A 21937-nucleotide genomic window follows, 5' to 3' on the forward strand; every position below is an offset into this window, starting at 1 on the left:
TCAACCAAAAAATTGCGCAAAAGTTGATTGAAAAGACTTCTATGACCGATATTGCTCATCAGTTAGCCATTTCAACATCAACTGTTATTCGCAAGCTTAATGACTTCCGTTTTAAGCCTGATTTTTCGTACCTCCCTGAGATTATGTCTTGGGACGAGTATGCCTTTACTAAGGGAAAGATGAGTTTTATTGCTCAAAATTTTGATAATCTTAATATCATCACTGTTCTTGAAGGAAGAACACAAGCTATCATCCGGAATCACTTTCTTCGCTACGATAGAGCCGTGCGCTGTCAGGTGAAAATCATTACTATGGATATGTTTAGCCCTTACTATGACTTGGCTAAACAGCTTTTTCCAAACGCTAAAATCGTGTTGGATCGTTTCCATATTGTCCAACACATGAGCCGTGCTATGAGTCGTATGCGTGTCCAAATCATGAATCAGTTTCATCGAAAATCTCATGAATACAAGGCTACCAAGCGCTACTGGAAACTCATCCAACAAGATAGCCGTAAACTGAGTGATAAGCGATTTTATCGCCCTACTTTTCGCATGCACTTAACCAATAAAGAGATTTTAGACAAGCTTTTGAGCTATTCAGAAGACTTGAAACACCACTACAATGTCTATCAGCTCTTACTCTTTCACTTTCAGAACAAGGAGGCAGATAAATTTTTCGGACTCATTGAGGACAATATTAAGCTGGTTCATCCTCTTTTTCAGACTATCTTTAAGACCTTTCTAAAGGACAAAGAGAAAATCGTCAATGCCCTTCAGTTACCCTATTCCAACGCAAAATTGGAAGCGACCAATAATCTCATCAAACTTATCAAGCGCAATGCCTTTGGATTTCGGAACTTTGAAAACTTCAAAAAACGGATTTTTATCGCTCTGAATATCAAAAAAGAAAGGACGAAATTTGTCCTTTCTAGATATTAGCTTTTCTTCAACCCACTACAGTTGACAAAGAGCCAAAAAAGAAAGGACGAAATTTGTCCTTTCTAGATATTAGCTTTTCTTCAACCCACTACAGTTGACAAAGAGCCAAAAGTTTTTTCAACTCTTGGAGTTTTTCCTGACTGATTAGCCAATTCTCAACTATCTACCAATACGCTTTATTCTTCATTATCATTTTTACGGCGTTTCGCTACTAAACCTAACCCTGTTAGACCAGCCACTGCTCCGAGGAGAGCAGATGAGATTGATGAAGTTTCACCAGTATTTGGTAATTGCTTACGTGTCTTAGTGGTTTCAGTTTGAGGAGCTTGACTAGCTGAAGTCGAATGAATCGTTGATGTTGAAGCACTTGCGCTTGTTGATGCCGAATGAGGCATTGATGTTGAGCCACTTGCACTTGTTGAAGTAGAATGAGGCATTGATTGACTAATGCTTGTTGACAATGATAGTGATTGTGATACCGATGTACTAATTGAATCCGATGTAATAATACTATCAATATCTAAGCTATCAAGTGACAAGCTTTCTGGCATTCCCTTACTTGTTACAACAGATGTACTTGCAGATGTACTTGCGCTTGTTGAGGCCGATGTGCTTGCTGATGTACTTGCGCTCGTTGAGGCCGATGTACTTGCTGATGTACTTGCGCTGGTTGAAGCTGATGTGCTTGCTGATGTACTTGCACTTGTCGAAGCCGATGTACTTGCTGATGTACTTGCGCTCGTTGAAGCTGAAGTACTTGCTGATGTACTTGCGCTGGTTGAGGCTGAAGTGCTTGCGCTGGTTGAAGCTGAAGTACTTGCACTTGTCGAAGCTGAAGTGCTTGCACTTGTTGAGGCTGACGTACTTGCTGAAGTACTTGCGCTTGTTGAAGCCGATGTACTTGCTGATGTACTTGCGCTTGTTGAAGCCGATGTACTTGCTGATGTACTTGCGCTTGTTGAAGCCGATGTACTTGCTGACGTACTTGCACTTGTTGAAGCCGATGTACTTGCTGATGTGCTAGCCGATGTACTTGCGCTGGTTGAAGCTGACGTACTTGCTGACGTGCTAGCCGATGTACTTGCACTTGTCGAAGCCGACGTACTTGCTGATGTGCTTGCACTTGTTGAAGCTGACGTACTTGCTGATGTGCTTGCGCTGGTTGAAGCTGATGTACTTGCTGAGGTACTTGCACTTGTTGAGGCTGATGTACTTGCACTTGTTGAAGCTGAAGTGCTAGCTGAAGTACTTGCACTTGTTGAAGCCGATGTACTTGCTGATGTACTTGCACTTGTTGAGGCTGACGTGCTTGCTGAGGTACTTGCGCTTGTTGAAGCCGATGTACTTGCTGACGTACTTGCGCTTGTTGAAGCCGATGTACTTGCTGACGTACTTGCACTTGTTGAGGCTGACGTACTGGCGCTTGTTGAAACCGATGTACTTGCTGAGGTACTTGCGCTGGTTGAGGCCGACGTACTTGCGCTTATTGAAGCGGACGTACTTGCTGAGGTGCTTGCCGAAGCTGACTCAGAACGATATTTCTTGTCTGAAACAGTTTCATCTTGACCATAGACCGTTGGTGCATACGGTTGACTACCAGATGTTACTTTAGCATTATCTTTATAATAAACTGTTGCAACACCATTCTCACTTACGTCAATGCTAGAAATACGATCCCGACCGTTTGGAGTCACTTTATCATGAGCTTTTCTTATTTCTTCACGAACGTTTTCCTTATCAGTTTCTGTTAAGTGATTTTTATCCTTAACTTCTGTCAGATTAATAGCAGGCTTCTTAAACAAGTTTTGCAACTGATCTTGCTGAATTCGAATTTCTCCTACATCAACAGTGTTGCCACTAGGATCTGTAGCAGTGAGCCAACGTCCCCAGGTGTTCCCTGATTTCCACGCAAGATCTTTATTAGCAACCGCATTAATAGTAAATGTGGTCTGGTCATCATTGGTTAAAGTATTGATAATATTTGTGATAGGACCAGTTCCCCACTCAGGTGTGTTTTCGAAGAAATCTGTCAAATCTTTTCTATTACCAGAAACCTTTAAGGTGACTAACTTACCACTGTTATCTTTACCTGTATAAGTAATCTGGATTTTATCTCCAGCATAGAACAAATAGCGACCATTGCCATCTCTCTTAGGCTCTTGACCATTTACTGTTACAGTATAAGTAATTGTTGGTTTCACACGTTCAGGAGTAATCCTACTTGTCGTTACTTCTGAATTCAGACCAGCAACTGTAGATTTAGCTGTTACATCACCTGTCGGAAGAAGACCGTTATTGCCGTCGTAAGCTTTTTTCAGGTCAGTAGGTTCAAATGTCACACTTGTTTCATTGGCCTTAGCTCTCTTCTCGAACGTATGGCCTGCTAAAGTCAAGGTTACAAGAGCTCCAGGCGTTACATTCGTAACAACGATCGAACGATTTGGCAAACCACCCGTTTCATTAGTAGAATCTACTGAGATAGCTGGTGCTTGTGGATTTACTTTCACAGTAACAGGGACGTTTTGTTTAACTTTGACACCCGTTGAGTCTGCAGGTAACTCTACCTCCACTTGCTTGGTAAATGTTCCAACTGTCGTAAGTGACGGCGCACCACCAACCCACGTGTATTTAGTGTTTGTTGCGTTAAAATCTGGAGTTCCTGTTACTCTTGTAACCGCTTCTTTAGGATTGGCTACAGCTTGTTTATAACCAGCTTCATCCGTCTTGTTTTGCGTGAAAACATAAGAACGGTCTGATTCAAACTTATAGACATCATGAACAACATCAACGGTCTTATTTAATTTAACAGCGTCTCCCGCACCCATACGACCAACAGGATAAGTAAAGGTCACTTGGTAGTTGTGTCGACCTGTTTCTGCTGTGCTAATCGGTGAACTTGAAACAGCCTGACCATTTTTTCTCCAAGTTTTACTAACTCCATCTGGGTAGGCATCGTCTCCTTGCTTAGTCACATAATTATGCAAATCTGTTCCATTATGAGGAGCTGTACCTTGGATATCATTCACCGGTCCTTTAGGAGCAATCGTAGCTAAAACCTTATAGTTGACCGTTACATCATCGGTTGAACCATCCGAATAGGTAACACGCGCAACGGCACTCTTTGTTCCAGTAGTCGAATTGTTAATCGGATTCAACCATCTAACTGTCGCACCCGCAGGTAAAGCTTTTCCACCTTCAAGCTGAACAAAATTAGCTGCTTTTCCCAAATCCGCTGGATTTCCCAAATCCGCTACTGTTTCACCCGCATAGGTATAAATGGTATCTACTTTAGCTACGGCATTATACTTATCCGTTTGATCCTTGACAACAAACTTGATATAACCTTCGTTATTATCAGTACTATTTGATGTATTCTGGTTATCCGTAGTTACGAGTTTACGTTCAGTAAATGCCCCTTTTTGCAGGCTTTTATTTAGGGTGCCTGTCAAAGTAATAGTAGCATTGTCTTGGTTTGTCGTAGAAGTGATTGGATTTGAACGAGTGACACCAGTAAAGCCACCATAGTTAGAAGCACTACCATCCGCAGCTCCAGATGTCGTCGTCAATTTCAATGAATTGATTTTTCCAGAGTCATCCGTCGCTTTTAGGGTAATATTGACCGGTTCGTTGCGGTATAGATAGATTTCTTTCGTTGCCGGATTGTCATAAGGAATAACTAACTTAGGACGTTCGTTGACTGTTACTGACTGTGGAATTGGATCGCTACGCGTACCATCTTTGTAAATAATCGTCGCTGTACCATCGGCCTGAACTTCGATATCCTGGATACGGTAAGTTGTCTTATCATTTTTGGCATAGATAGCAGCCTTAACATCATTCTTCTCAGGCTCCGTGAGATTATTCTTATCTACAACAGGCGTGAACTCAGGATTTTTTATTGTAAATTCTGATTCATGCTTATAACGCTCATTCAAAGGACGTTGCTTAATAAAGAAGTTTCCTGTATTTGCATCCCCAGCTTGAGTATAGTTACCAGCCTTATCTGTTGCGACAGCATTTCTGCGCCAATGATTCCCATTAGCAAATGCCAAATCATCCTTCATGTGTCCTGTAACAGTAATTCGAGCTGGACTAGATTCAGTCGCAACGATTTCACCATTAGGATCTGACAGGGAAGCAACTGTCCCCGTACCATATTTTGAATCTTTAAAGATATTGTCAGCCAAGTCAGAAGCAGGTCTGAAATTGTCTGATTCTGGAACAAGTTTAAATTCTCTCAACTTGCCCTTGTTATCAGTCGCAGTCATATCAACTGTGAAATCATCACCCGCATAGATATAGTAATATTTACCTCCTGCTATTGGTCCTGTTTCTGCAGCTAGAGGTTTACCATTACGGGTCACAGTAACGGTTGTTACTGGAGGTATTTTTTCCTTCTCTAAAGAAGCATTGATGACACTAGTAGAACCGTCACGATAAGTAACCGTGATAGTACCATCTGTTGCAACGTCAATTTTAGATTTGGTACCAGGGTAAGATAGCGTAAAGCTACCATCTGGATTGGTCGTTTGACTTGCTTGAGCAATATTTGGAGCAAGATCTCCATTTTTAGATAAATCAACTAAGTTTGATTGTTTTCCAACAAAATTATTATAAACTTCCTTAACTTCATCAGGTGTCAAATGGTTCAAATCAGAAACCTGAACAGTATCGCCACTTTGGATATCATGACGTTCGTTGAAACCTTTAATATAGTAGCCTACATTAGCAGCAGCTTGGGCACCAGAATTATCAGTTCCGACGAAGCGGTAAATATATGTTTTTCCTACTTCTGCTGACGCATCGTTTCCACCAATTGTTCCCTGAATTCGAGCTGTTACGTTAGCATTCCCTAAGTATTGATTATTATTAGGGCCTGCATAACCCACCCCAGGAATTACATTACGATTCTCAATATTAAAATATTTAATACGAACACCAGTACCCTGTAGTCCCACAGGATCATCAATAACATCTCCATTAAAGACTTCCTTATAAGGAGTTACATTAAAACGTAATTTTGAGTTGGTATTCGTTTCCGTTGGAGTTTGTTGTCTATACCCTGTTGGAACACTTGCTGATTGAACTGCCGAACCATTCCCTGGAGTATTTTCATAAATAGGAGCAGAACTTACTTGAACCTGCATATTCGCAGTCGCAGTCGGAACATTATTATCGTATTTAACCCTTACTACAACTTGTCCCTCTAAGTTCCTGTTTTGGCCATGACGATAACTATAACCCGCCTCTAAACCATGTGTATATGTTTTTTCCATTGCACTACCGTTAAAGGTCGCACTTTGGACATGTCCACCTTTGCCTACTTCGATTTTTACACCGACATGACTCAAGGCACTATCAGCATGGACATTCATAGTGTAAGTAGCGATACCAGTAGCCTTATCAAAAGTAGCAGTTGGACTACTTACATTCATACGGCCATCGCCCTGCTGAGGAGCCCAACTTGCTCGAAGAGAAGCATCGCGCAACATCGGTTTCCCATTTCGTGCATCACGCGCACCTGAATGGGCTCTCAAAACAGCATTGGCAATGGAATTACGAGCTACGGTTGCTTTTTGCACCACTGCTGTTAAATCACTAGTCGGGTCAGCCAAGGCTTTTTCAATTTCAGTTACCGCAGAGTTGACCTTAGTGATAGCTGAGTCAGTATTTGGTAAGCCAACAGCTTTAGCTAGGTACTCACCCATCTCAGCTGAAAGTTTTGTCAACTTCTTACGATTTTCGTCCTGTTGCTTAGCTGAAACTTCCGCTGTTGCGATAGCGCCAGCAGTAACTCCTACAATACTAGTCGTGGTAGAAGTTGATTGAGCAGCACTCGCACTAACCTTCCCATCAATTTCAGTTGCCTTTAGTAGAGCAGAATCAATTTTAAGGCCAGTTGATTCTTTTGATACAGAAGCATCTCGGTCAGTTGCTGTCGCAGAAGTGTTCTGTTCACCCGATAGACTAGCCACCAACGAGAAACTACCCGGCTCACCTGTTGATTGACTAATACTAGTAGAGTTGCTGACAGATGCACTTGTAGAAGCACTATTAGAAGTACTTGCTGAGACACTTGCAGAAGTACTCATCGAAGCACTGGCTGACGAACTCTTAGATACAGATTCTGACATCGAAGTGCTTTCGCTCAAAGAAGTAGACAAGCTAGCAGAATTCTCTGAATTACTTACTGATGTCGTACCCAAAACTACTGTATCATTTGTGACCAAAAGATCGGGGTTTTCTAGTGTTTTTTCCACAGCTACTGTTTCATTTGCAAACACTTTTGTTTGAGTAGCCACAGCACCACCTAAAACAGCCCCAGTAGCCGCAAGACCTTTTATGATATCCAAACCTGTAATAGAAGGATTCACTTTATCTTCTACTACTTCTGTCATGACTTGAGTCGTATCTACACCGCCACGCAAGACCTTGAACAAACCAAAAAGAGAGGTTGAAGCTCGCAACCAATGTTTTCCTGATTTGATTAACTTATACCGCGTCACTCGATCGGTTTCTCTATACTCACCTTTCTGACGTCTAAAAAACATATTCTACCCTTTCGTTACATAATCAAGTGGACAATCCACCCAATTCTAATCATACTTTAATAGTATACTCCAAGCGCAAACGATAGTCAAGATATTATATTGTTTTTTTCAAAAAAAATACGAGGCTTCAAATCTATTTACATATGGAAAGACCTTCTCTATGATAGGAACCCCTCCAAAAATTCAAACCTGTTTTAACATTCCCTTCTTTTAAATTCATACTATAAAAATAAAACTATAATAGAGGAAATTAAGACAATCATTCCCCTCTTTTATTGATATTATTAATTGAGTTTGGAACAAAAAGATTTTGATTTTAGGAATTCTTTATTATAAATTTTTAAAATCGATAGATTAGACAAAAAAGCGAACAAAATAGAATTCTAAGTGTCAGATAACTTATTTTGTTCGCTTTTTATATTTAAGGTTAGACTTTTGTCCCAGACTCAAAAGCTGTGAATCATGACATCCACAGCAGTTAGAGATTTTAACGATACAACACGGAGTTTGGCAAATCGATTCTATTTGCAAAACGTAGTTAGTAAGGCAGTTAGCTAGACCGCTCACTACCAGTTACGACGTAAAGTTTTACGAATCAATATCATTCGCGGACTTTTCCTAGCGAAGCGTTTAGGTAGACCGCCATAGCGGTTTACAATTTTTACATTACGACACGAAGAGGCGAAAACGATTATTTTTCGCCGATGAGTTAGTAAGGCAGTTAGCTAGTTCGCCAAATAGTGGCTAGCGTCCAACGATTAGGAACTTCAGTTCCAATTGTTGGTACTGAGTCACATCTTCTCTTCCAACTCTACATCTGGATACTTGTCCGCAAACCAGCGTAGGGCAAAGTCATTTTCAAAGAGGAAGACTGGTTGGTCGAAACGGTCTTTAGCCAAGATATTTCGGCTTGATGACATCCGTTCATCCAAATCCTCAGGCTTGATCCAACGAACTGTCTTTTTACCCATTGGGCTCATGACCACTTCCGCATTATACTCACCTTCCATACGGTGCTTAAAGACTTCAAACTGAAGTTGACCAACAGCTCCCAGCATATACTCACCTGTTTGGTAATTCTTATAAAGCTGAATGGCACCTTCTTGCACCAATTGCTCGATTCCCTTGTGGAAGGATTTTTGCTTCATGACATTCTTGGCAGAAACTTTCATGAAAAATTCAGGAGTGAAGGTTGGCAGTGGTTCAAATTCAAATTTGTTTTTCCCAACTGTCAAGGTATCCCCAACTTGATAAGTACCTGTATCGTAAACCCCGATAATATCACCTGCCACGGCATTGGTCACATTCTCACGACTTTCCGCCATAAACTGGGTAACATTAGACAGTTTGGCGCCCTTACCAGTACGAGGCAGGTTGACACTCATGCCACGCTCAAATTCACCCGATACGATACGGACAAAGGCGATGCGGTCACGGTGACGAGGGTCCATGTTGGCTTGGATTTTAAAGACAAACCCTGAGAAATCCTTGTCATAAGGATCCACAATTTCTCCATCTGTTTTCTTGTGCCCATGTGGTTCTGGAGCAAACTTAAGGAAAGTCTCAAGGAAAGTCTGCACACCAAAGTTTGTCAAAGCTGAACCGAAGAAGACAGGTGTCAATTCTCCAGCCAGAATTGCTTCCTCTGAAAACTCATTTCCAGCTTCATTTAAAAGTTCAATATCATCCTTGACTTGCTCATAGAAAGGATTGCTGCCAAAAAGCTGGTCCCCATCTTCTAAACTGGCAAAGCGCTCATCCCCCTTGTATAGTTCCAAGCGTTGGTTATAGAGGTCATACAAACCTTCGAAGGCTTTCCCCATCCCTATTGGCCAGTTCATCGGGTAACTAGCAATACCCAAGACTTCTTCCAACTCTTGCAAGAGGTCTAGTGGCTCACGTCCGTCACGGTCTAGCTTGTTCATAAAGGTAAAGACTGGAATACCACGATGTTTCACAACCTCAAACAATTTCTTAGTTTGCGCCTCGATACCCTTGGCAGAGTCCACAACCATGACCGCAGCATCCACTGCCATCAAGGTACGATATGTATCTTCTGAAAAGTCCTCGTGCCCTGGTGTGTCGAGGATATTGACGCGCTTACCATCGTAGTCAAACTGCATAACAGATGAAGTAACCGAAATCCCACGTTGCTTCTCGATATCCATCCAGTCAGACTTAGCAAAAGTCCCTGTTTTCTTTCCTTTTACGGTACCAGCCTCACGAATCTCGCCCCCAAAGTAGAGCAACTGCTCAGTGATGGTTGTTTTCCCCGCGTCCGGGTGGGAGATGATGGCAAAGGTACGACGTTTCTTAATTTCTTCTTGAATATTCATAAGTTCTCTTTCTTTGATTCTCTATTTTTAGTTGGTTCAATAGCTAAGAATGATTTTACATTGGATTTTACCATTCCTTTCAACACTCCATTATATCGGATTTTGCCATTTTTTTCAATTTCTATTTCTTTTCACTTCCCCCTCCCTTATTTATAGGAAAATATGGTAAAATAGAACAGACTAAAAATCATCATTTCACGAAAGGATGCAAGATGAAAATTACGCAAGAAGAGGTAACACACGTTGCCAATCTTTCAAAATTAAGATTCTCTGAAGAAGAAACTGCTGCCTTTGCGACAACCTTGTCTAAAATTGTTGACATGGTTGAATTGCTGGGCGAAGTTGACACAACTGGTGTCGCACCTACTACGACTATGGCTGACCGTAAGACCGTACTCCGCCCTGATGTGGCTGAAGAAGGAACCGACCGCGATCGCTTGTTTAAAAACGTACCTGAAAAAGACAACTACTATATCAAGGTACCAGCTATCCTAGACGATGGAGGAGATGCCTAATGACTTTTAATAACAAAACTATTGAAGACTTGCACAACCTCCTTGTCTCTAAGGAAATTTCAGCAACTGAATTGACCCAAGCAACGCTTGAAGATATCCAATCTCGCGAGACAGCTATCAACGCTTTTGTTACCATCGCTGAGGAGCAAGCCCTTGCGCAAGCTAAAGCTATTGATGAAGCAGGAATCGATGCTGATAATGCCCTCTCAGGAATTCCACTTGCAGTTAAGGATAACATCTCTACTGATGGTATTCTCACAACTGCTGCTTCAAAAATGCTCTACAACTATGAGCCTATTTTTGATGCGACAGCCGTTTCCAATGCAAAAGCGAAAGGCATGATTGTCGTCGGAAAGACCAACATGGACGAATTTGCCATGGGTGGTTCAGGTGAAACTTCTCACTACGGAGCAACTAAAAACGCTTGGGACCACAGCAAGGTTCCTGGTGGTTCATCAAGTGGTTCGGCCGCAGCTGTAGCGTCAGGGCAAGTCCGCTTATCACTTGGTTCTGATACTGGTGGTTCTATCCGCCAACCTGCTGCCTTTAACGGGATTGTTGGTCTCAAACCAACCTACGGAACAGTTTCACGTTTCGGTCTCATTGCCTTTGGTAGCTCATTAGACCAGATTGGACCTTTTGCTCCTACTGTTAGGGAAAATGCCCTCTTGCTCAATGCGATTGCCAGCGAAGATGCCAAAGACTCTACTTCTGCCCCTGTCCGCATTGCCGACTTTACTTCAAAAATCGGTCAAGACATCAAGGGTATGAAAATTGCTTTACCTAAGGAATACCTAGGCGAAGGGATTGACCCAGAGGTTAAGGAAACCATTCTGAATGCTGCTAAGCACTTTGAAAAACTTGGTGCTATCGTTGAAGAAGTCAGCCTTCCTCACTCTAAATACGGTGTGGCAGTTTACTACATCATCGCTTCATCAGAAGCTTCCTCAAACTTGCAACGCTTTGACGGTATCCGTTACGGCTATCGTGCAGAGGATGCAACCAATCTTGATGAAATCTATGTAAACAGCCGTAGCCAAGGTTTCGGTGAAGAAGTGAAACGACGTATCATGCTAGGTACTTTCAGCCTTTCATCAGGTTACTACGATGCTTACTACAAGAAGGCTGGTCAAGTCCGTACCCTCATCATTCAAGATTTCGAAAACGTCTTTGCGGATTATGACCTGATTTTGGGTCCAACCGCTCCAAGTGTTGCCTACGATTTGGACTCACTCAACCACGACCCAGTTGCCATGTACTTGGCTGACCTCTTGACCATCCCAGTCAACTTAGCTGGTCTCCCAGGAATTTCGATTCCTGCTGGATTCTCTCAAGGTCTACCTGTTGGTCTGCAATTGATTGGTCCTAAGTACTCAGAAGAGACTATTTACCAAGCAGCAGCTGCCTTTGAAGCAACAACAGACTACCACAAACAACAACCCGTGATTTTTGGAGGTGACAACTAATGAACTTTGAAACAGTCATTGGACTTGAAGTCCACGTAGAGCTCAACACCAATTCAAAAATCTTCTCACCCACTTCTGCCCACTTTGGAAATGACCAAAATGCCAATACAAATGTGATTGACTGGTCTTTCCCAGGAGTTCTGCCAGTTCTCAATAAAGGTGTTGTCGATGCCGGTATCAAGGCTGCTCTTGCCCTCAACATGGACATCCACAAAAAGATGCACTTTGACCGCAAGAACTACTTCTATCCTGATAACCCAAAAGCCTACCAAATTTCTCAGTTTGATGAACCAATCGGCTACAACGGTTGGATTGAAGTTGAGCTTGAAGACGGTACGACCAAGAAAATCGGTATCGAACGTGCTCACCTAGAAGAAGACGCTGGTAAAAACACCCACGGTACAGATGGCTACTCTTATGTTGACCTCAACCGCCAAGGGGTGCCATTGATTGAGATTGTATCTGAAGCTGACATGCGTTCTCCTGAAGAAGCCTACGCTTACCTAACTGCCCTCAAGGAAGTTATCCAGTATGCTGGTATTTCTGACGTTAAGATGGAAGAAGGTTCTATGCGTGTGGATGCCAATATCTCCCTTCGCCCTTATGGTCAAGAAAAATTCGGTACCAAAACTGAGTTGAAGAACCTCAACTCCTTCTCAAACGTTCGCAAAGGTCTTGAATACGAAGTTCAACGTCAAGCTGAAATCCTTCGCTCAGGTGGTCAAATCCGCCAAGAAACACGCCGCTACGATGAAGCCAACAAGGCAACTATCCTCATGCGTGTCAAGGAAGGTGCTGCAGACTACCGCTACTTCCCAGAACCAGACCTACCACTCTTTGAAATCTCAGACGAGTGGATTGAGGAAATGCGTACAGAGTTACCAGAGTTTCCAAAAGAACGCCGAGCTCGCTACGTATCTCAACTTGGTTTGTCAGACTACGATGCTAGCCAGTTAACCGCAAACAAAGTCACTTCTGACTTCTTTGAAAAAGCTGTTGCCCTCGGTGGCGATGCCAAACAAGTCTCTAACTGGCTCCAAGGGGAAGTCGCTCAGTTCTTGAACGCAGAAGGCAAGACACTGGAACAAATCGAATTGACACCAGAAAACTTGGTTGAAATGATTGCCATCATCGAAGACGGTACTATCTCTTCTAAGATTGCCAAGAAAGTCTTTGTCCACCTGGCTAAAAATGGCGGAGGCGCGCGTGAATACGTTGAAAAAGCAGGTATGGTCCAAATCTCAGACCCAGCTGTCTTGATTCCAATTATCCACCAAGTCTTTACCGATAACGAAGCCGCAGTTGCCGACTTCAAGTCAGGTAAACGTAACGCAGATAAGGCCTTCACAGGCTTCCTTATGAAAGCAACTAAAGGCCAAGCCAACCCACAAGTTGCCCTTAAACTTCTTGCACAAGAATTAGCGAAGTTGAAAGAAGATGAATAACAGACTTTTTATATACCTTTTTCTATTTTAGAAAGAAGAAAAAATGAACAAATTTTTACGATTGCTATTTGTTTTAGTCATCATCGCTATGCTAGGCGCTTCTATACTACAAATTTTCTTTCCATCATACATGGGAAGTCACTCCGGGTACGGAATCTCAGCTGGTTGGCAACGAGAAATTGGAATATGGAACCTAGCTGTATTGATTCTTATTCTCGGTGTCAATATTAAGTACGATTGGTTCTATCTACGAATCGTGCTTCTCACTCTCATCTTCGGTGGGATCGGAATAGGAACAAATCACTTAGTCAATTTTATGGAGTATCATTCTCCTGTAAATGCTATCGGTGCTTTCGAAAATTACTTGCTAGCGACGGGGTGGATTGTAGGGTGGCTCATTGAACATCATTCCATAAAGAAGATAACTGCTAGTAAATAACGACAAGTATATCTTAGATAATTTTTAAAGATTATAATATAGTTTAATAATCATTCAAATTAAGAAATCTATCTTTTCATTAGCCTCAATCCCATATCCTTCTTGAAGAGCTCAGCTACGACCAAGAAAGTCTTTGTCCACCTGGCTAAAAATGGCGGTGGAGCGCGTGAATACGTGGAAAAAGCTGGCATGGTTCAAATCTCAGATCCAGAAATCTTGATTCCAATCATCCACCAAGTCTTTGCGGATAACGAAGCCGCAGTTGCCGACTTCAAGTCAGGCAAACGTAACGCAGACAAGGCCTTCACAGGATTCCTTATGAAAGCAACCAAAGGCCAAGCCAACCCACAAGTCGCCCTTAAACTCCTTGCACAGGAATTAGCGAAGTTGAAAGAAGATTAACACATAAAAGAAACCAGCCCTGAGGTTGGTTTTTTCTCCCCTACCATCTCCCAATAACTATTTTGGCTTTATTTCCAGAAGATTTTATGGTAAAATGAGGAGTAATAATATTTATTAAAGAGGTAAAAACATGATTGAAGCAAGCAAATTGAAAGCTGGTATGACATTTGAAACTGCAGACGGAAAATTGATCCGCGTTTTGGAAGCTAGCCACCACAAACCAGGTAAAGGAAACACAATCATGCGTATGAAATTGCGTGATGTCCGTACTGGTTCAACATTTGACACAAGCTACCGCCCAGAAGAAAAATTCGAACAAGCTATTATCGAAACTGTCCCAGCTCAATACTTGTACAAAATGGATGAAACTGCCTACTTCATGAACACTGAAACTTACGACCAATACGAAATCCCAGTCGTAAACGTTGAAAATGAATTGCTTTACATCCTTGAAAACTCTGATGTGAAAATCCAATTCTACGGAACTGAAGTAATCGGTGTAACTGTACCAACTACTGTTGAATTGACAGTTGCTGAAACACAACCATCTATCAAAGGTGCTACTGTTACAGGTTCTGGTAAACCAGCAACTATGGAAACTGGACTTGTTGTCAACGTTCCAGACTTCATCGAAGCTGGACAAAAATTGATCATCAACACTGCAGAAGGAACTTACGTTTCTCGTGCCTAATCTCTAGAAAGAGGTCATTCTATGGGAATTGAAGAACAATTTGGCGAAATCGTTATCGCTCCACGTGTACTTGAAAAAATCATTGCCATCGCAACTGCTAAAGTTGATGGTGTCCACTCATTTTCAAATAAATCCGTATCCGATACCCTATCAAAACTCTCTCTTGGTCGCGGCGTCTACTTAAAAGAAAACAATGAAGAGCTAACTGCTGACATCTATCTCTACCTTGAGTACGGTGTAAAAGTACCAAAAGTGGCTCTTGCTATTCAAAAAGCAGTAAAAGATGCTGTCCGAGATATGGCTGATGTGGAACTTGCTGCTGTTAACATCCATGTTGCAGGAATCGTTCCAGATAAAACACCAAAACCTGAGTTGAAAGATCTATTTAACGAGGACTTCCTCAATGACTAGTCCATTATTAGAATCTAGACGTGAACTTCGTAAATGCGCTTTTCAAGCTCTTATGAGCCTTGAATTCGGCACAGATATGGAAACAGCTTGTCGCTTTGCTTACACGCATGACCGTGAAGATGCAGATGTGCAAATCCCTGCCTTTCTTCTAAACTTGGTTTCTGGCGTTCAAGCTCAAAAAGACGAGTTGGATAAACAAATCAACCAGCACCTCAAGTCAGGATGGACAGTTGAACGCTTGACCTTGGTCGAAAAAAACTTACTACGCTTAGGAATCTTTGAAATCACATCATTTGATACACCTCAACTAGTAGCAGTCAATGAAGCCATTGAACTTGCCAAGAATTTTTCAGATCAAAAATCAGCCCGCTTTATCAACGGACTGCTTAGTCAATTTGTAACTGAAGAATAGTAAATAGAAAAAGTGTTTGACAGACATCAAACACTTTTTTCATTGCCTCCCATTATCTTAAAAAGTGGTAATAGACATAATTATAAACAAAAATCCAGAGGGGGGTTGCATGGTTGAGAAAGTTAAAAAAACTATGGCAGAGAATCGTTAATCTAAGATTATCGGTAGAACGATAAACAAGGGCGAAAAAGAGACCAATCACACTATAATATAATAAACTAATCGGGTCTCGATGAGATAGTATCAAATGACTGAGTCCAAAGATCAGGCCTGATAGGATGACATCTAAATAATACTTTGACTTAGGAAAGAAGGTATTCATAAAATACCCTCTATCAAGAGTCTCCTCAAAAATAGGACCGATGATTACAGGCAGGACAAAAGATAAGATAGTCGATAAAAACGTTGGTTGTCCATTTGAAAGAACAACGGTAAAATACTCATCATGAATATTCCTATGATTAATCAAATGAGCATAGCGTGCCCAAAAATTACCGAGAATCTGATAAACCACATAACCTGAAAATAAGTAGAAGACAAATGACCAGTTCCATCTCTTTTTCTCAAAGATAAAGAGCATCTTTTTCTTTTTTAACCACCAAGTTAATAGAAGGAAACTTCCTACTAATCCCATTGTTAAAATAAGAGAATAGACATCAGCGCCTAACCCTAAAATTATCGTCACATACAATCCAATTGTTTGTGGTAAATAGGTAGATAGTAAAATAATAAGCAAAAATATGCCAAATTGTCTTAGTTTCTCTATGTTTCTCATCATACTTTTTTTGAAAGATTATCCTGCTCGGAAGCCATACTTCCAAGCATCCCTATAAGAATTAAGCGCCCCTTGCCCCATATAAGGAGCAAAGTCTCTATAATATAACCATCTTCCTTCACCATCTTCCCAAACAGCAAAACCACCTGAAGTTTGCTCTAAGTTCTCAGATGAAAGAACTGTAAATGTTTCTGTACCTGTCATATCAAGTACCTCCTTAAAATAAATTTTTGTAAGCTTACATCTACAGTATACATCTTTTTTGTCTATGTTATTAATCTTCCCCTCAACTGTCAATTTTTCGGTCTGAACTGCATTTTTCTAAAAAAATGAGACCTTTCTAGCCTCATTTAGTCATTTTTAGTATTTTCTAAATCGTTGATAACGCTCTTCCAACAACTCTTCTAGCGGTTTTTGTGAGAGTATAGATAGCTCAGCTTGAAGTTCTTTTTTGACATTCTTAATTAGTTCTTTGCTAGAAAGTCCTGCTTCAGAAATCACCTTGTCCACCACGTCCATTTCTAACAGTTCATGCGAAGTGATTTTCATCAGTTCTGCTGCTTCCATGGCACGACTGCCATCCTTCCATAGAATGGAAGCAAAACCTTCTGGGCTGAGAATGGCATAGATAGAATTTTCCAGCATCCAGACACGGTCTGCGACTGCTAGAGCCAGAGCTCCTCCTGAACCACCTTCACCGATAATAATGGCGATAATAGGAACTTTCAGGTCACTCATTTCCATGAGATTACGAGCGATAGCTTCCCCTTGACCACGTTCTTCCGCTCCCACACCAGGATAGGCACCTGCAGTATTGATAAAGGTCACAACTGGACGGCCAAATTTTTCAGCCTGTTTCATCAACCGTAAAGCCTTGCGGTAGCCTTCTGGATGCGGTTGGCCAAAATTCCGCTTGAGGTTATCTTGTAAACTCTTGCCTTTTTGGATACCAACCACTGTTACAGCTTGATTTCCAAGCCAGCCAATACCACCAACAACTGCACCATCGTCACGAAAAGAACGGTCACCGTGTAATTGGATAAATTCATCAAAAATGCCTGTCGCAAAGTCCAAGGTTGTCAAGCGACTCTGCTCACGCGCTTCTCTGACTATTTTTGCAATATTCATCTAGGACCCCCTCCGTGCAATCTGACTAGGCTAGCAATCGTATCTGGTAAGTCTCTTCTTTTGACAATAGCATCCACAAAGCCATGTTCTAATAGGAATTCTGCCTTTTGGAAATCCTCAGGCAAGCTTTCACGAACTGTATTTTCAATGACACGACGCCCAGCAAAACCAACCAAACTTTGTGGTTCAGCTAGAATGATATCGCCTTCCATAGCGAAAGAAGCTGTCACACCACCTGTCGTTGGATCTGTCAAAATCGTTAGATAAAAGAGACCAGCATTTGTATGCCGTTTAACTGCTGCAGAGATCTTGGCCATCTGCATGAGACTCATGATTCCTTCCTGCATACGGGCTCCACCAGAAGCTGTAAAGAGAACAACTGGTAACTGTTCAACAGTCGCATACTCAAACAAACGAGTGATTTTTTCACCTACAACCGTACCCATAGAAGCCATGATAAAGTTAGAATCCATAATCCCAAGAGCCACAGTCTGACCTTTTATAAGAGCAGTTCCTGTAACAACGGCTTCATCCAGACCTGTTTTTTCACGCATAGTTGCTAGTTTCTTTTGATAACCTGGGAAATGCAAGGGATCCTTGCTTTCAATCCCTGTAAACAATTCCTTGAAGGTTCCCATATCAATCGTCAAAGCCAAGCGTTCTTGGGCAGAAATACGAAAGGTGTAACTACAGTGCGGACAGATACGCTCACTTCCCAGATCCTTCTGATAGATGGTATGCTTACAGCCTGGACACTGGGAGAATAATTCATCTGGAACCTCTGGCTTAGCTTGAGGTTTTTCCCTAACCGAACGATTGGGATTGATTCGAATATACTTATCTTTTTTACTAAATAGAGCCATTGATTCCCCTTTTCGGTTTAAACTCTTGAAGTCATTTTATTCTTTTTCTTGATATTTAGGTAAGAAGGTTTCCATCAAGAAGGAAGTATCGTAATCTCCAGCAATGACATTGCGATCTGAAATGAGGTCAAGCTGGAAATCTGCATTGGTCTGCACCCCTTCTATCTCTAATTCATAGAGGGCACGTTGCATTTTCATCAAGGCGTCAAAACGATTTTCGCCGTGTACGATGATTTTGGCAATCATACTATCATAATAAGGTGGAATGGTATATCCTGGATAAACTGCTGAATCCACGCGCAAGCCAACTCCACCACTTGGCAGATGGAGATTAGTAATCTTACCTGGACTTGGAGCAAAGTTAAAGGCTGGATTTTCTGCATTGATACGACACTCGATGGCATGACCGCGTAGGACAATATCTTCTTGCTTAACAGACAGGGGCTGACCTGCCGCAATGCGAATCTGTTCCTTAACGATATCCACACCTGAAACAAACTCTGTTACTGGATGCTCTACCTGAACACGTGTATTCATTTCCATGAAATAGAAATTGCCACTTGCTTCATCAAGCAGAAACTCAATGGTCCCTGCATTCTCATAGCCAACAGACTCTGCAGCTCGAACAGCAGCCGCACCGATTTCATGACGCAACGTTTTTCCGATTGCAATTGAAGGGCTTTCTTCCAAAACCTTTTGATTATTCCGTTGAAGAGAACAATCCCGTTCCCCCAAGTGAATCACATTCCCATGTTCATCTCCTAGGATTTGAACCTCGATGTGACGTGCTGGATAGATAACCCGTTCTATGTACATAGCACCATTGCCATAATTGGCCTTGGCCTCACTAGAGGCAGTTTCAAAGGCTGAAACGAGGTCTTCTGGTTTTTCAACCTTACGAATCCCTTTACCACCTCCACCTGCTGAAGCCTTGAGCATAACAGGATAGCCAATTTTTTCAGCAACAATCAAAGCTTCTTCAGAGTTATGCACTTCTCCATCCGAACCTGGAATGACAGGCACACCAGCTTTAATCATCTGAGCACGCGCATTGATCTTATCCCCCATCATATCCATAACATGACCAGATGGACCGATAAACTTGATACCAACTTCTTCACACATGGTTGCAAATTTGGAATTTTCACTGAGAAATCCAAAACCTGGGTGAATGGCTTCTGCCTCAGTCAAGACTGCAGCTGATAGAACCGCATTGATATTGAGATAAGACTCTGTTGCCTTGCCAGGGCCGATACAAACTGCTTCATCTGCCAAAAGCGTATGAAGGGCTTCCTTATCAGCAGTTGAATAAACCGCCACCGTTGCGATTCCCAACTCACGCGCCGCACGGATAATACGAACCGCAATTTCACCACGATTGGCAATTAAAATTTTTCGAAACATGGAGAACCTCCTTAGTTCCCAATTGCAAAGGTAAGAGTACCACTAGCTGCAAGCTTGCCATCCACTTCAGCCTTTGCTTCAACCACGGCAATGGTGCCACGACGTTTTACAAACGTTGCCGTCATAACTAATTGGTCACCTGGTACAACTTGCTTCTTAAACTTGACCTTGTCCATGCCAGCGTAAAAGACTAGTTTCCCTTTATTTTCAGGTTTTGATAACTCCAAGACACCAGCTGTTTGCGCCAAGGCTTCCATAATCAGAACACCTGGCATGACAGGGTATTGAGGAAAATGACCGTTAAAGAAGGGCTCATTGATAGTCACATTTTTGATGGCAACAATGGTGTCCTCGCTCACTTCCAACACACGGTCTACTAGGAGCATAGGATAACGGTGGGGAAGGGCTTCTTTGATTCCTTGAATATCGATCATTTGATACGTACCAATCCTTTACCAAACTCAACCATTTCTTCGTTAGAAACGAGAATTTCCGTTACCACACCATCCTTAGGTGCTGGGATTTCATTCATGACTTTCATAGCTTCGATGATCACCAATGTTTGACCTTTTTTGACACTATCACCAACTGTGACGAAGGCAGGTTTATCAGGACCAGCAGCCAAGTAAGCCACCCCAACAAGTGGACTCTCTACAACATCTCCCTCAGCAACTACGCTTGCTTCTGCTGGTGACGAAGTTTCTTCTATTACAGTTTCTACTGGAGCAGATGTAGGAGCTACTGGACTTGGTGTTGCTAGAACGGGCGCTGAAGCGACTTGAGCTGCAACTTCAGACACCAGTCTCGCTTCATTCTTGCTAAACTGCAACTCATCCGTCCCATTTTTATAAGAAAATTCTCTCAAACTTGACTGGTCAAATTGGGCCATCAAGTCTTTAATATCGTTTAAATTCATAGTTATTTATTCTCCCAACGTTTGAAAGCAAGAACTGCATTGTGGCCACCAAAACCAAAAGTATTTGAAATAGCGTATGGAATTTCTTGCTCCAAGCCTTGTCCATAAACGACATTGGCTTCGATATAGTCTGATACTTCGCTTGTCCCAGCTGTCATTGGTACAAAGTTATGACGCATAGCTTCGATGGTTACGATAGCTTCTACCGCACCTGCAGCACCTAGCAAATGTCCTGTGAAAGACTTGGTTGATGATACAGGTACTTCCTTACCAAGAACAGCTACGATCGCACCACTTTCTCCTTTTTCATTAGCAGGAGTTGAGGTTCCGTGAGCATTGACATAGGCTACTTGCTCTGGAGAAATCTCAGCTTCTTCCAAGGCTAGTTTGATGGCCTTGATAGCTCCCTGACCTTCTGGATGTGGTGAAGTCATGTGGTAGGCATCACAAGTATTTCCGTAACCAACCACTTCAGCAAGGATAGTAGCCCCACGTTTTTCAGCGTGTTCAAGGCTTTCAAGAACCAACATCCCAGAACCTTCACCCATGACAAAACCATTACGGTCCTTATCAAATGGAATGGAAGCACGAGTTGGGTCCTCTGTAGTTGAGAGAGCAGTTAGGGCTTGGAAACCAGCAATAGCAAAAGTTGTGATAGAGGCTTCTGAACCACCTACCAACATAACGTCTTGGAAACCAAATTTAATTGAGCGGAAGGCATCCCCAATCGCGTCATTTGATGAAGCGCAGGCAGTATTGATGGATTTACAAACACCGTTTGCTCCAAAACGCATAGCAACATTTCCTGAAGCCATATTTGGCAAGGCTTTTGGAAGGGTCAATGGTTTCACACGTTTTGGTCCTTTGTCATTTAGGCGAAGCACTTGATCTTCAATTTCCTTGATTCCACCAATACCAGAAGCCACAATAACACCAAAACGATCCTTGTCAAGAGTCTCTACATCGAGATTAGCGTGATTAACAGCTTCTTGAGCCGCATACAAGGCATACAAAGAGTAGTTATCGAAACGATTGGTATCTTTCTTTACAAAGTATTTATCAAAAGGAAAATCTTGGATTTCTGCTGCATTATGCACATCAAAGTCACTATGATCAAATTTTGTAATTGGACCAATTCCGATTTTTCCAGTTGTCAAACTATTCCAAAATTCTTCTGGTGTATTTCCGATTGGAGATGTTACTCCATAACCTGTTACTACTACGCGATTTAGTTTCATCTTT

17 protein-coding genes and 3 pseudogenes are annotated in these 21937 nt (G+C 42.0%); 9 read left to right on the forward strand and 11 right to left on the reverse strand.

Annotated elements, in window-relative coordinates; all coding sequences use genetic code 11:
* The coding region (locus tag GEZ85_RS01710) for an ISL3 family transposase (RefSeq protein WP_153214779.1) at positions 1-941 on the forward strand (941 nt) is incomplete at its 5' end.
* Positions 942-1117: 176 nt separating this feature from the next.
* Here the strand turns inward: GEZ85_RS01710 and GEZ85_RS10655 are convergent.
* From GEZ85_RS10655 to GEZ85_RS01730, 3 genes and pseudogenes are all read right to left on the reverse strand, one after another.
* Positions 1118-2188 (reverse strand): annotated as a pseudogene (locus GEZ85_RS10655) (LPXTG cell wall anchor domain-containing protein); the annotation flags it as partial.
* Between the two features lie 366 nt (positions 2189-2554).
* Positions 2555-7492 (reverse strand): annotated as a pseudogene (locus GEZ85_RS10605) (accessory Sec-dependent serine-rich glycoprotein adhesin); the annotation flags it as partial.
* A 791-nt stretch (positions 7493-8283) separates the two neighbouring features.
* Positions 8284-9828, reverse strand: a complete 1545-nt coding sequence (locus GEZ85_RS01730) for a peptide chain release factor 3 (RefSeq protein ID WP_153209147.1) — start codon at positions 9826-9828, stop codon at positions 8284-8286.
* A gap of 212 nt (positions 9829-10040) precedes the next feature.
* On the opposite strand from GEZ85_RS01730, the gene gatC reads away from it, so the two are divergent.
* The 8 genes and pseudogenes from gatC to nusB all read left to right on the forward strand — a co-directional run bounded on the left by gatC (position 10041) and on the right by nusB (position 15609).
* On the forward strand, positions 10041-10343 hold the full coding sequence (gene gatC / locus GEZ85_RS01735; RefSeq protein ID WP_000705419.1) for an Asp-tRNA(Asn)/Glu-tRNA(Gln) amidotransferase subunit GatC: 303 nt from the start codon (positions 10041-10043) through the stop codon (positions 10341-10343).
* On the forward strand, positions 10343-11809 hold the full coding sequence (gene gatA, locus GEZ85_RS01740) for an Asp-tRNA(Asn)/Glu-tRNA(Gln) amidotransferase subunit GatA (protein ID WP_153209149.1): 1467 nt from the start codon (positions 10343-10345) through the stop codon (positions 11807-11809). Before gatC ends, gatA begins: the two co-directional genes overlap by 1 nt.
* Positions 11809-13254, forward strand: coding sequence for an Asp-tRNA(Asn)/Glu-tRNA(Gln) amidotransferase subunit GatB (gene gatB / locus GEZ85_RS01745; RefSeq protein WP_153209151.1), 1446 nt, complete (start codon positions 11809-11811; stop codon positions 13252-13254). The genes gatA and gatB overlap by 1 nt, the downstream gene beginning before the upstream one ends.
* Before the next feature lie 43 nt (positions 13255-13297).
* On the forward strand, positions 13298-13693 hold the full coding sequence (locus tag GEZ85_RS01750; RefSeq protein WP_001032001.1) for a hypothetical protein: 396 nt from the start codon (positions 13298-13300) through the stop codon (positions 13691-13693).
* A 108-nt stretch (positions 13694-13801) separates the two neighbouring features.
* A pseudogene (locus tag GEZ85_RS01755) lies at positions 13802-14095 on the forward strand (glutamyl-tRNA amidotransferase); the annotation flags it as partial.
* A gap of 130 nt (positions 14096-14225) precedes the next feature.
* On the forward strand, positions 14226-14786 hold the full coding sequence (gene efp, locus GEZ85_RS01760; RefSeq protein ID WP_000568643.1) for an elongation factor P: 561 nt from the start codon (positions 14226-14228) through the stop codon (positions 14784-14786).
* A gap of 21 nt (positions 14787-14807) precedes the next feature.
* Entirely contained in the window at positions 14808-15197 is a 390-nt protein-coding gene (locus GEZ85_RS01765) for an Asp23/Gls24 family envelope stress response protein (RefSeq protein WP_000510573.1), read from the forward strand.
* Entirely contained in the window at positions 15190-15609 is a 420-nt protein-coding gene (gene nusB, locus GEZ85_RS01770) for a transcription antitermination factor NusB (RefSeq protein WP_153209155.1), read from the forward strand. The genes GEZ85_RS01765 and nusB overlap by 8 nt, the downstream gene beginning before the upstream one ends.
* A gap of 52 nt (positions 15610-15661) precedes the next feature.
* Here nusB and GEZ85_RS01775 read toward each other — a convergent pair whose 3' ends face one another.
* The 8 genes from GEZ85_RS01775 to fabF all read right to left on the reverse strand — a co-directional run bounded on the left by GEZ85_RS01775 (position 15662) and on the right by fabF (position 21933).
* Entirely contained in the window at positions 15662-16384 is a 723-nt protein-coding gene (locus GEZ85_RS01775; RefSeq protein WP_138335139.1) for a CPBP family intramembrane glutamic endopeptidase, read from the reverse strand.
* Positions 16385-16402: 18 nt separating this feature from the next.
* Positions 16403-16588, reverse strand: a complete 186-nt coding sequence (gene briC, locus GEZ85_RS01780) for a biofilm-regulating peptide BriC (protein WP_153209157.1) — start codon at positions 16586-16588, stop codon at positions 16403-16405.
* A gap of 156 nt (positions 16589-16744) precedes the next feature.
* Positions 16745-17512 (reverse strand): acetyl-CoA carboxylase carboxyl transferase subunit alpha, encoded by a 768-nt coding sequence (locus GEZ85_RS01785; RefSeq protein WP_045612205.1) that lies wholly within the window; start codon positions 17510-17512, stop codon positions 16745-16747.
* Positions 17509-18375: an acetyl-CoA carboxylase, carboxyltransferase subunit beta gene (gene accD / locus GEZ85_RS01790; protein WP_153209159.1), complete on the reverse strand. Its 867-nt coding sequence runs from the start codon at positions 18373-18375 to the stop codon at positions 17509-17511. Before accD ends, GEZ85_RS01785 begins: the two co-directional genes overlap by 4 nt.
* Positions 18376-18411: 36 nt before the next feature.
* Positions 18412-19779, reverse strand: coding sequence for an acetyl-CoA carboxylase biotin carboxylase subunit (accC, locus tag GEZ85_RS01795; RefSeq protein WP_045612209.1), 1368 nt, complete (start codon positions 19777-19779; stop codon positions 18412-18414).
* Between the two features lie 11 nt (positions 19780-19790).
* Positions 19791-20213 (reverse strand): 3-hydroxyacyl-ACP dehydratase FabZ, encoded by a 423-nt coding sequence (fabZ, locus tag GEZ85_RS01800; protein ID WP_000565515.1) that lies wholly within the window; start codon positions 20211-20213, stop codon positions 19791-19793.
* The gene (accB, locus tag GEZ85_RS01805) at positions 20210-20695 is read right to left on the reverse strand and encodes an acetyl-CoA carboxylase biotin carboxyl carrier protein (protein ID WP_153209161.1); all 486 of its coding nucleotides are present in this window, start codon (positions 20693-20695) and stop codon (positions 20210-20212) included. Before accB ends, fabZ begins: the two co-directional genes overlap by 4 nt.
* A gap of 2 nt (positions 20696-20697) precedes the next feature.
* Complete coding sequence (fabF, locus tag GEZ85_RS01810; RefSeq protein WP_153209163.1) at positions 20698-21933, reverse strand: beta-ketoacyl-ACP synthase II; 1236 nt, start codon at positions 21931-21933, stop codon at positions 20698-20700.
* Positions 21934-21937: the final 4 nt, after the last annotated feature.

The organism is Streptococcus mitis, from assembly GCF_009496205.1.
Classification (GTDB): domain Bacteria; phylum Bacillota; class Bacilli; order Lactobacillales; family Streptococcaceae; genus Streptococcus; species Streptococcus mitis_BN.

What these genes read in the sequence shown, in the direction of transcription:
- GEZ85_RS01730 (WP_153209147.1), bottom strand. Translation starts at nt 9,828, where the DNA reads ATGAATATTCAAGAAGAAATTAAGAAACGTCGTACCTTTGCCATCATC.
- gatC (WP_000705419.1), top strand. Translation starts at nt 10,041, where the DNA reads ATGAAAATTACGCAAGAAGAGGTAACACACGTTGCCAATCTTTCAAAA.
- gatA (WP_153209149.1), top strand. Translation starts at nt 10,343, where the DNA reads ATGACTTTTAATAACAAAACTATTGAAGACTTGCACAACCTCCTTGTC.
- gatB (WP_153209151.1), top strand. Translation starts at nt 11,809, where the DNA reads ATGAACTTTGAAACAGTCATTGGACTTGAAGTCCACGTAGAGCTCAAC.
- GEZ85_RS01750 (WP_001032001.1), top strand. Translation starts at nt 13,298, where the DNA reads ATGAACAAATTTTTACGATTGCTATTTGTTTTAGTCATCATCGCTATG.
- efp (WP_000568643.1), top strand. Translation starts at nt 14,226, where the DNA reads ATGATTGAAGCAAGCAAATTGAAAGCTGGTATGACATTTGAAACTGCA.
- GEZ85_RS01765 (WP_000510573.1), top strand. Translation starts at nt 14,808, where the DNA reads ATGGGAATTGAAGAACAATTTGGCGAAATCGTTATCGCTCCACGTGTA.
- nusB (WP_153209155.1), top strand. Translation starts at nt 15,190, where the DNA reads ATGACTAGTCCATTATTAGAATCTAGACGTGAACTTCGTAAATGCGCT.
- GEZ85_RS01775 (WP_138335139.1), bottom strand. Translation starts at nt 16,384, where the DNA reads ATGAGAAACATAGAGAAACTAAGACAATTTGGCATATTTTTGCTTATT.
- briC (WP_153209157.1), bottom strand. Translation starts at nt 16,588, where the DNA reads ATGACAGGTACAGAAACATTTACAGTTCTTTCATCTGAGAACTTAGAG.
- GEZ85_RS01785 (WP_045612205.1), bottom strand. Translation starts at nt 17,512, where the DNA reads ATGAATATTGCAAAAATAGTCAGAGAAGCGCGTGAGCAGAGTCGCTTG.
- accD (WP_153209159.1), bottom strand. Translation starts at nt 18,375, where the DNA reads ATGGCTCTATTTAGTAAAAAAGATAAGTATATTCGAATCAATCCCAAT.
- accC (WP_045612209.1), bottom strand. Translation starts at nt 19,779, where the DNA reads ATGTTTCGAAAAATTTTAATTGCCAATCGTGGTGAAATTGCGGTTCGT.
- fabZ (WP_000565515.1), bottom strand. Translation starts at nt 20,213, where the DNA reads ATGATCGATATTCAAGGAATCAAAGAAGCCCTTCCCCACCGTTATCCT.
- accB (WP_153209161.1), bottom strand. Translation starts at nt 20,695, where the DNA reads ATGAATTTAAACGATATTAAAGACTTGATGGCCCAATTTGACCAGTCA.
- fabF (WP_153209163.1), bottom strand. Translation starts at nt 21,933, where the DNA reads ATGAAACTAAATCGCGTAGTAGTAACAGGTTATGGAGTAACATCTCCA.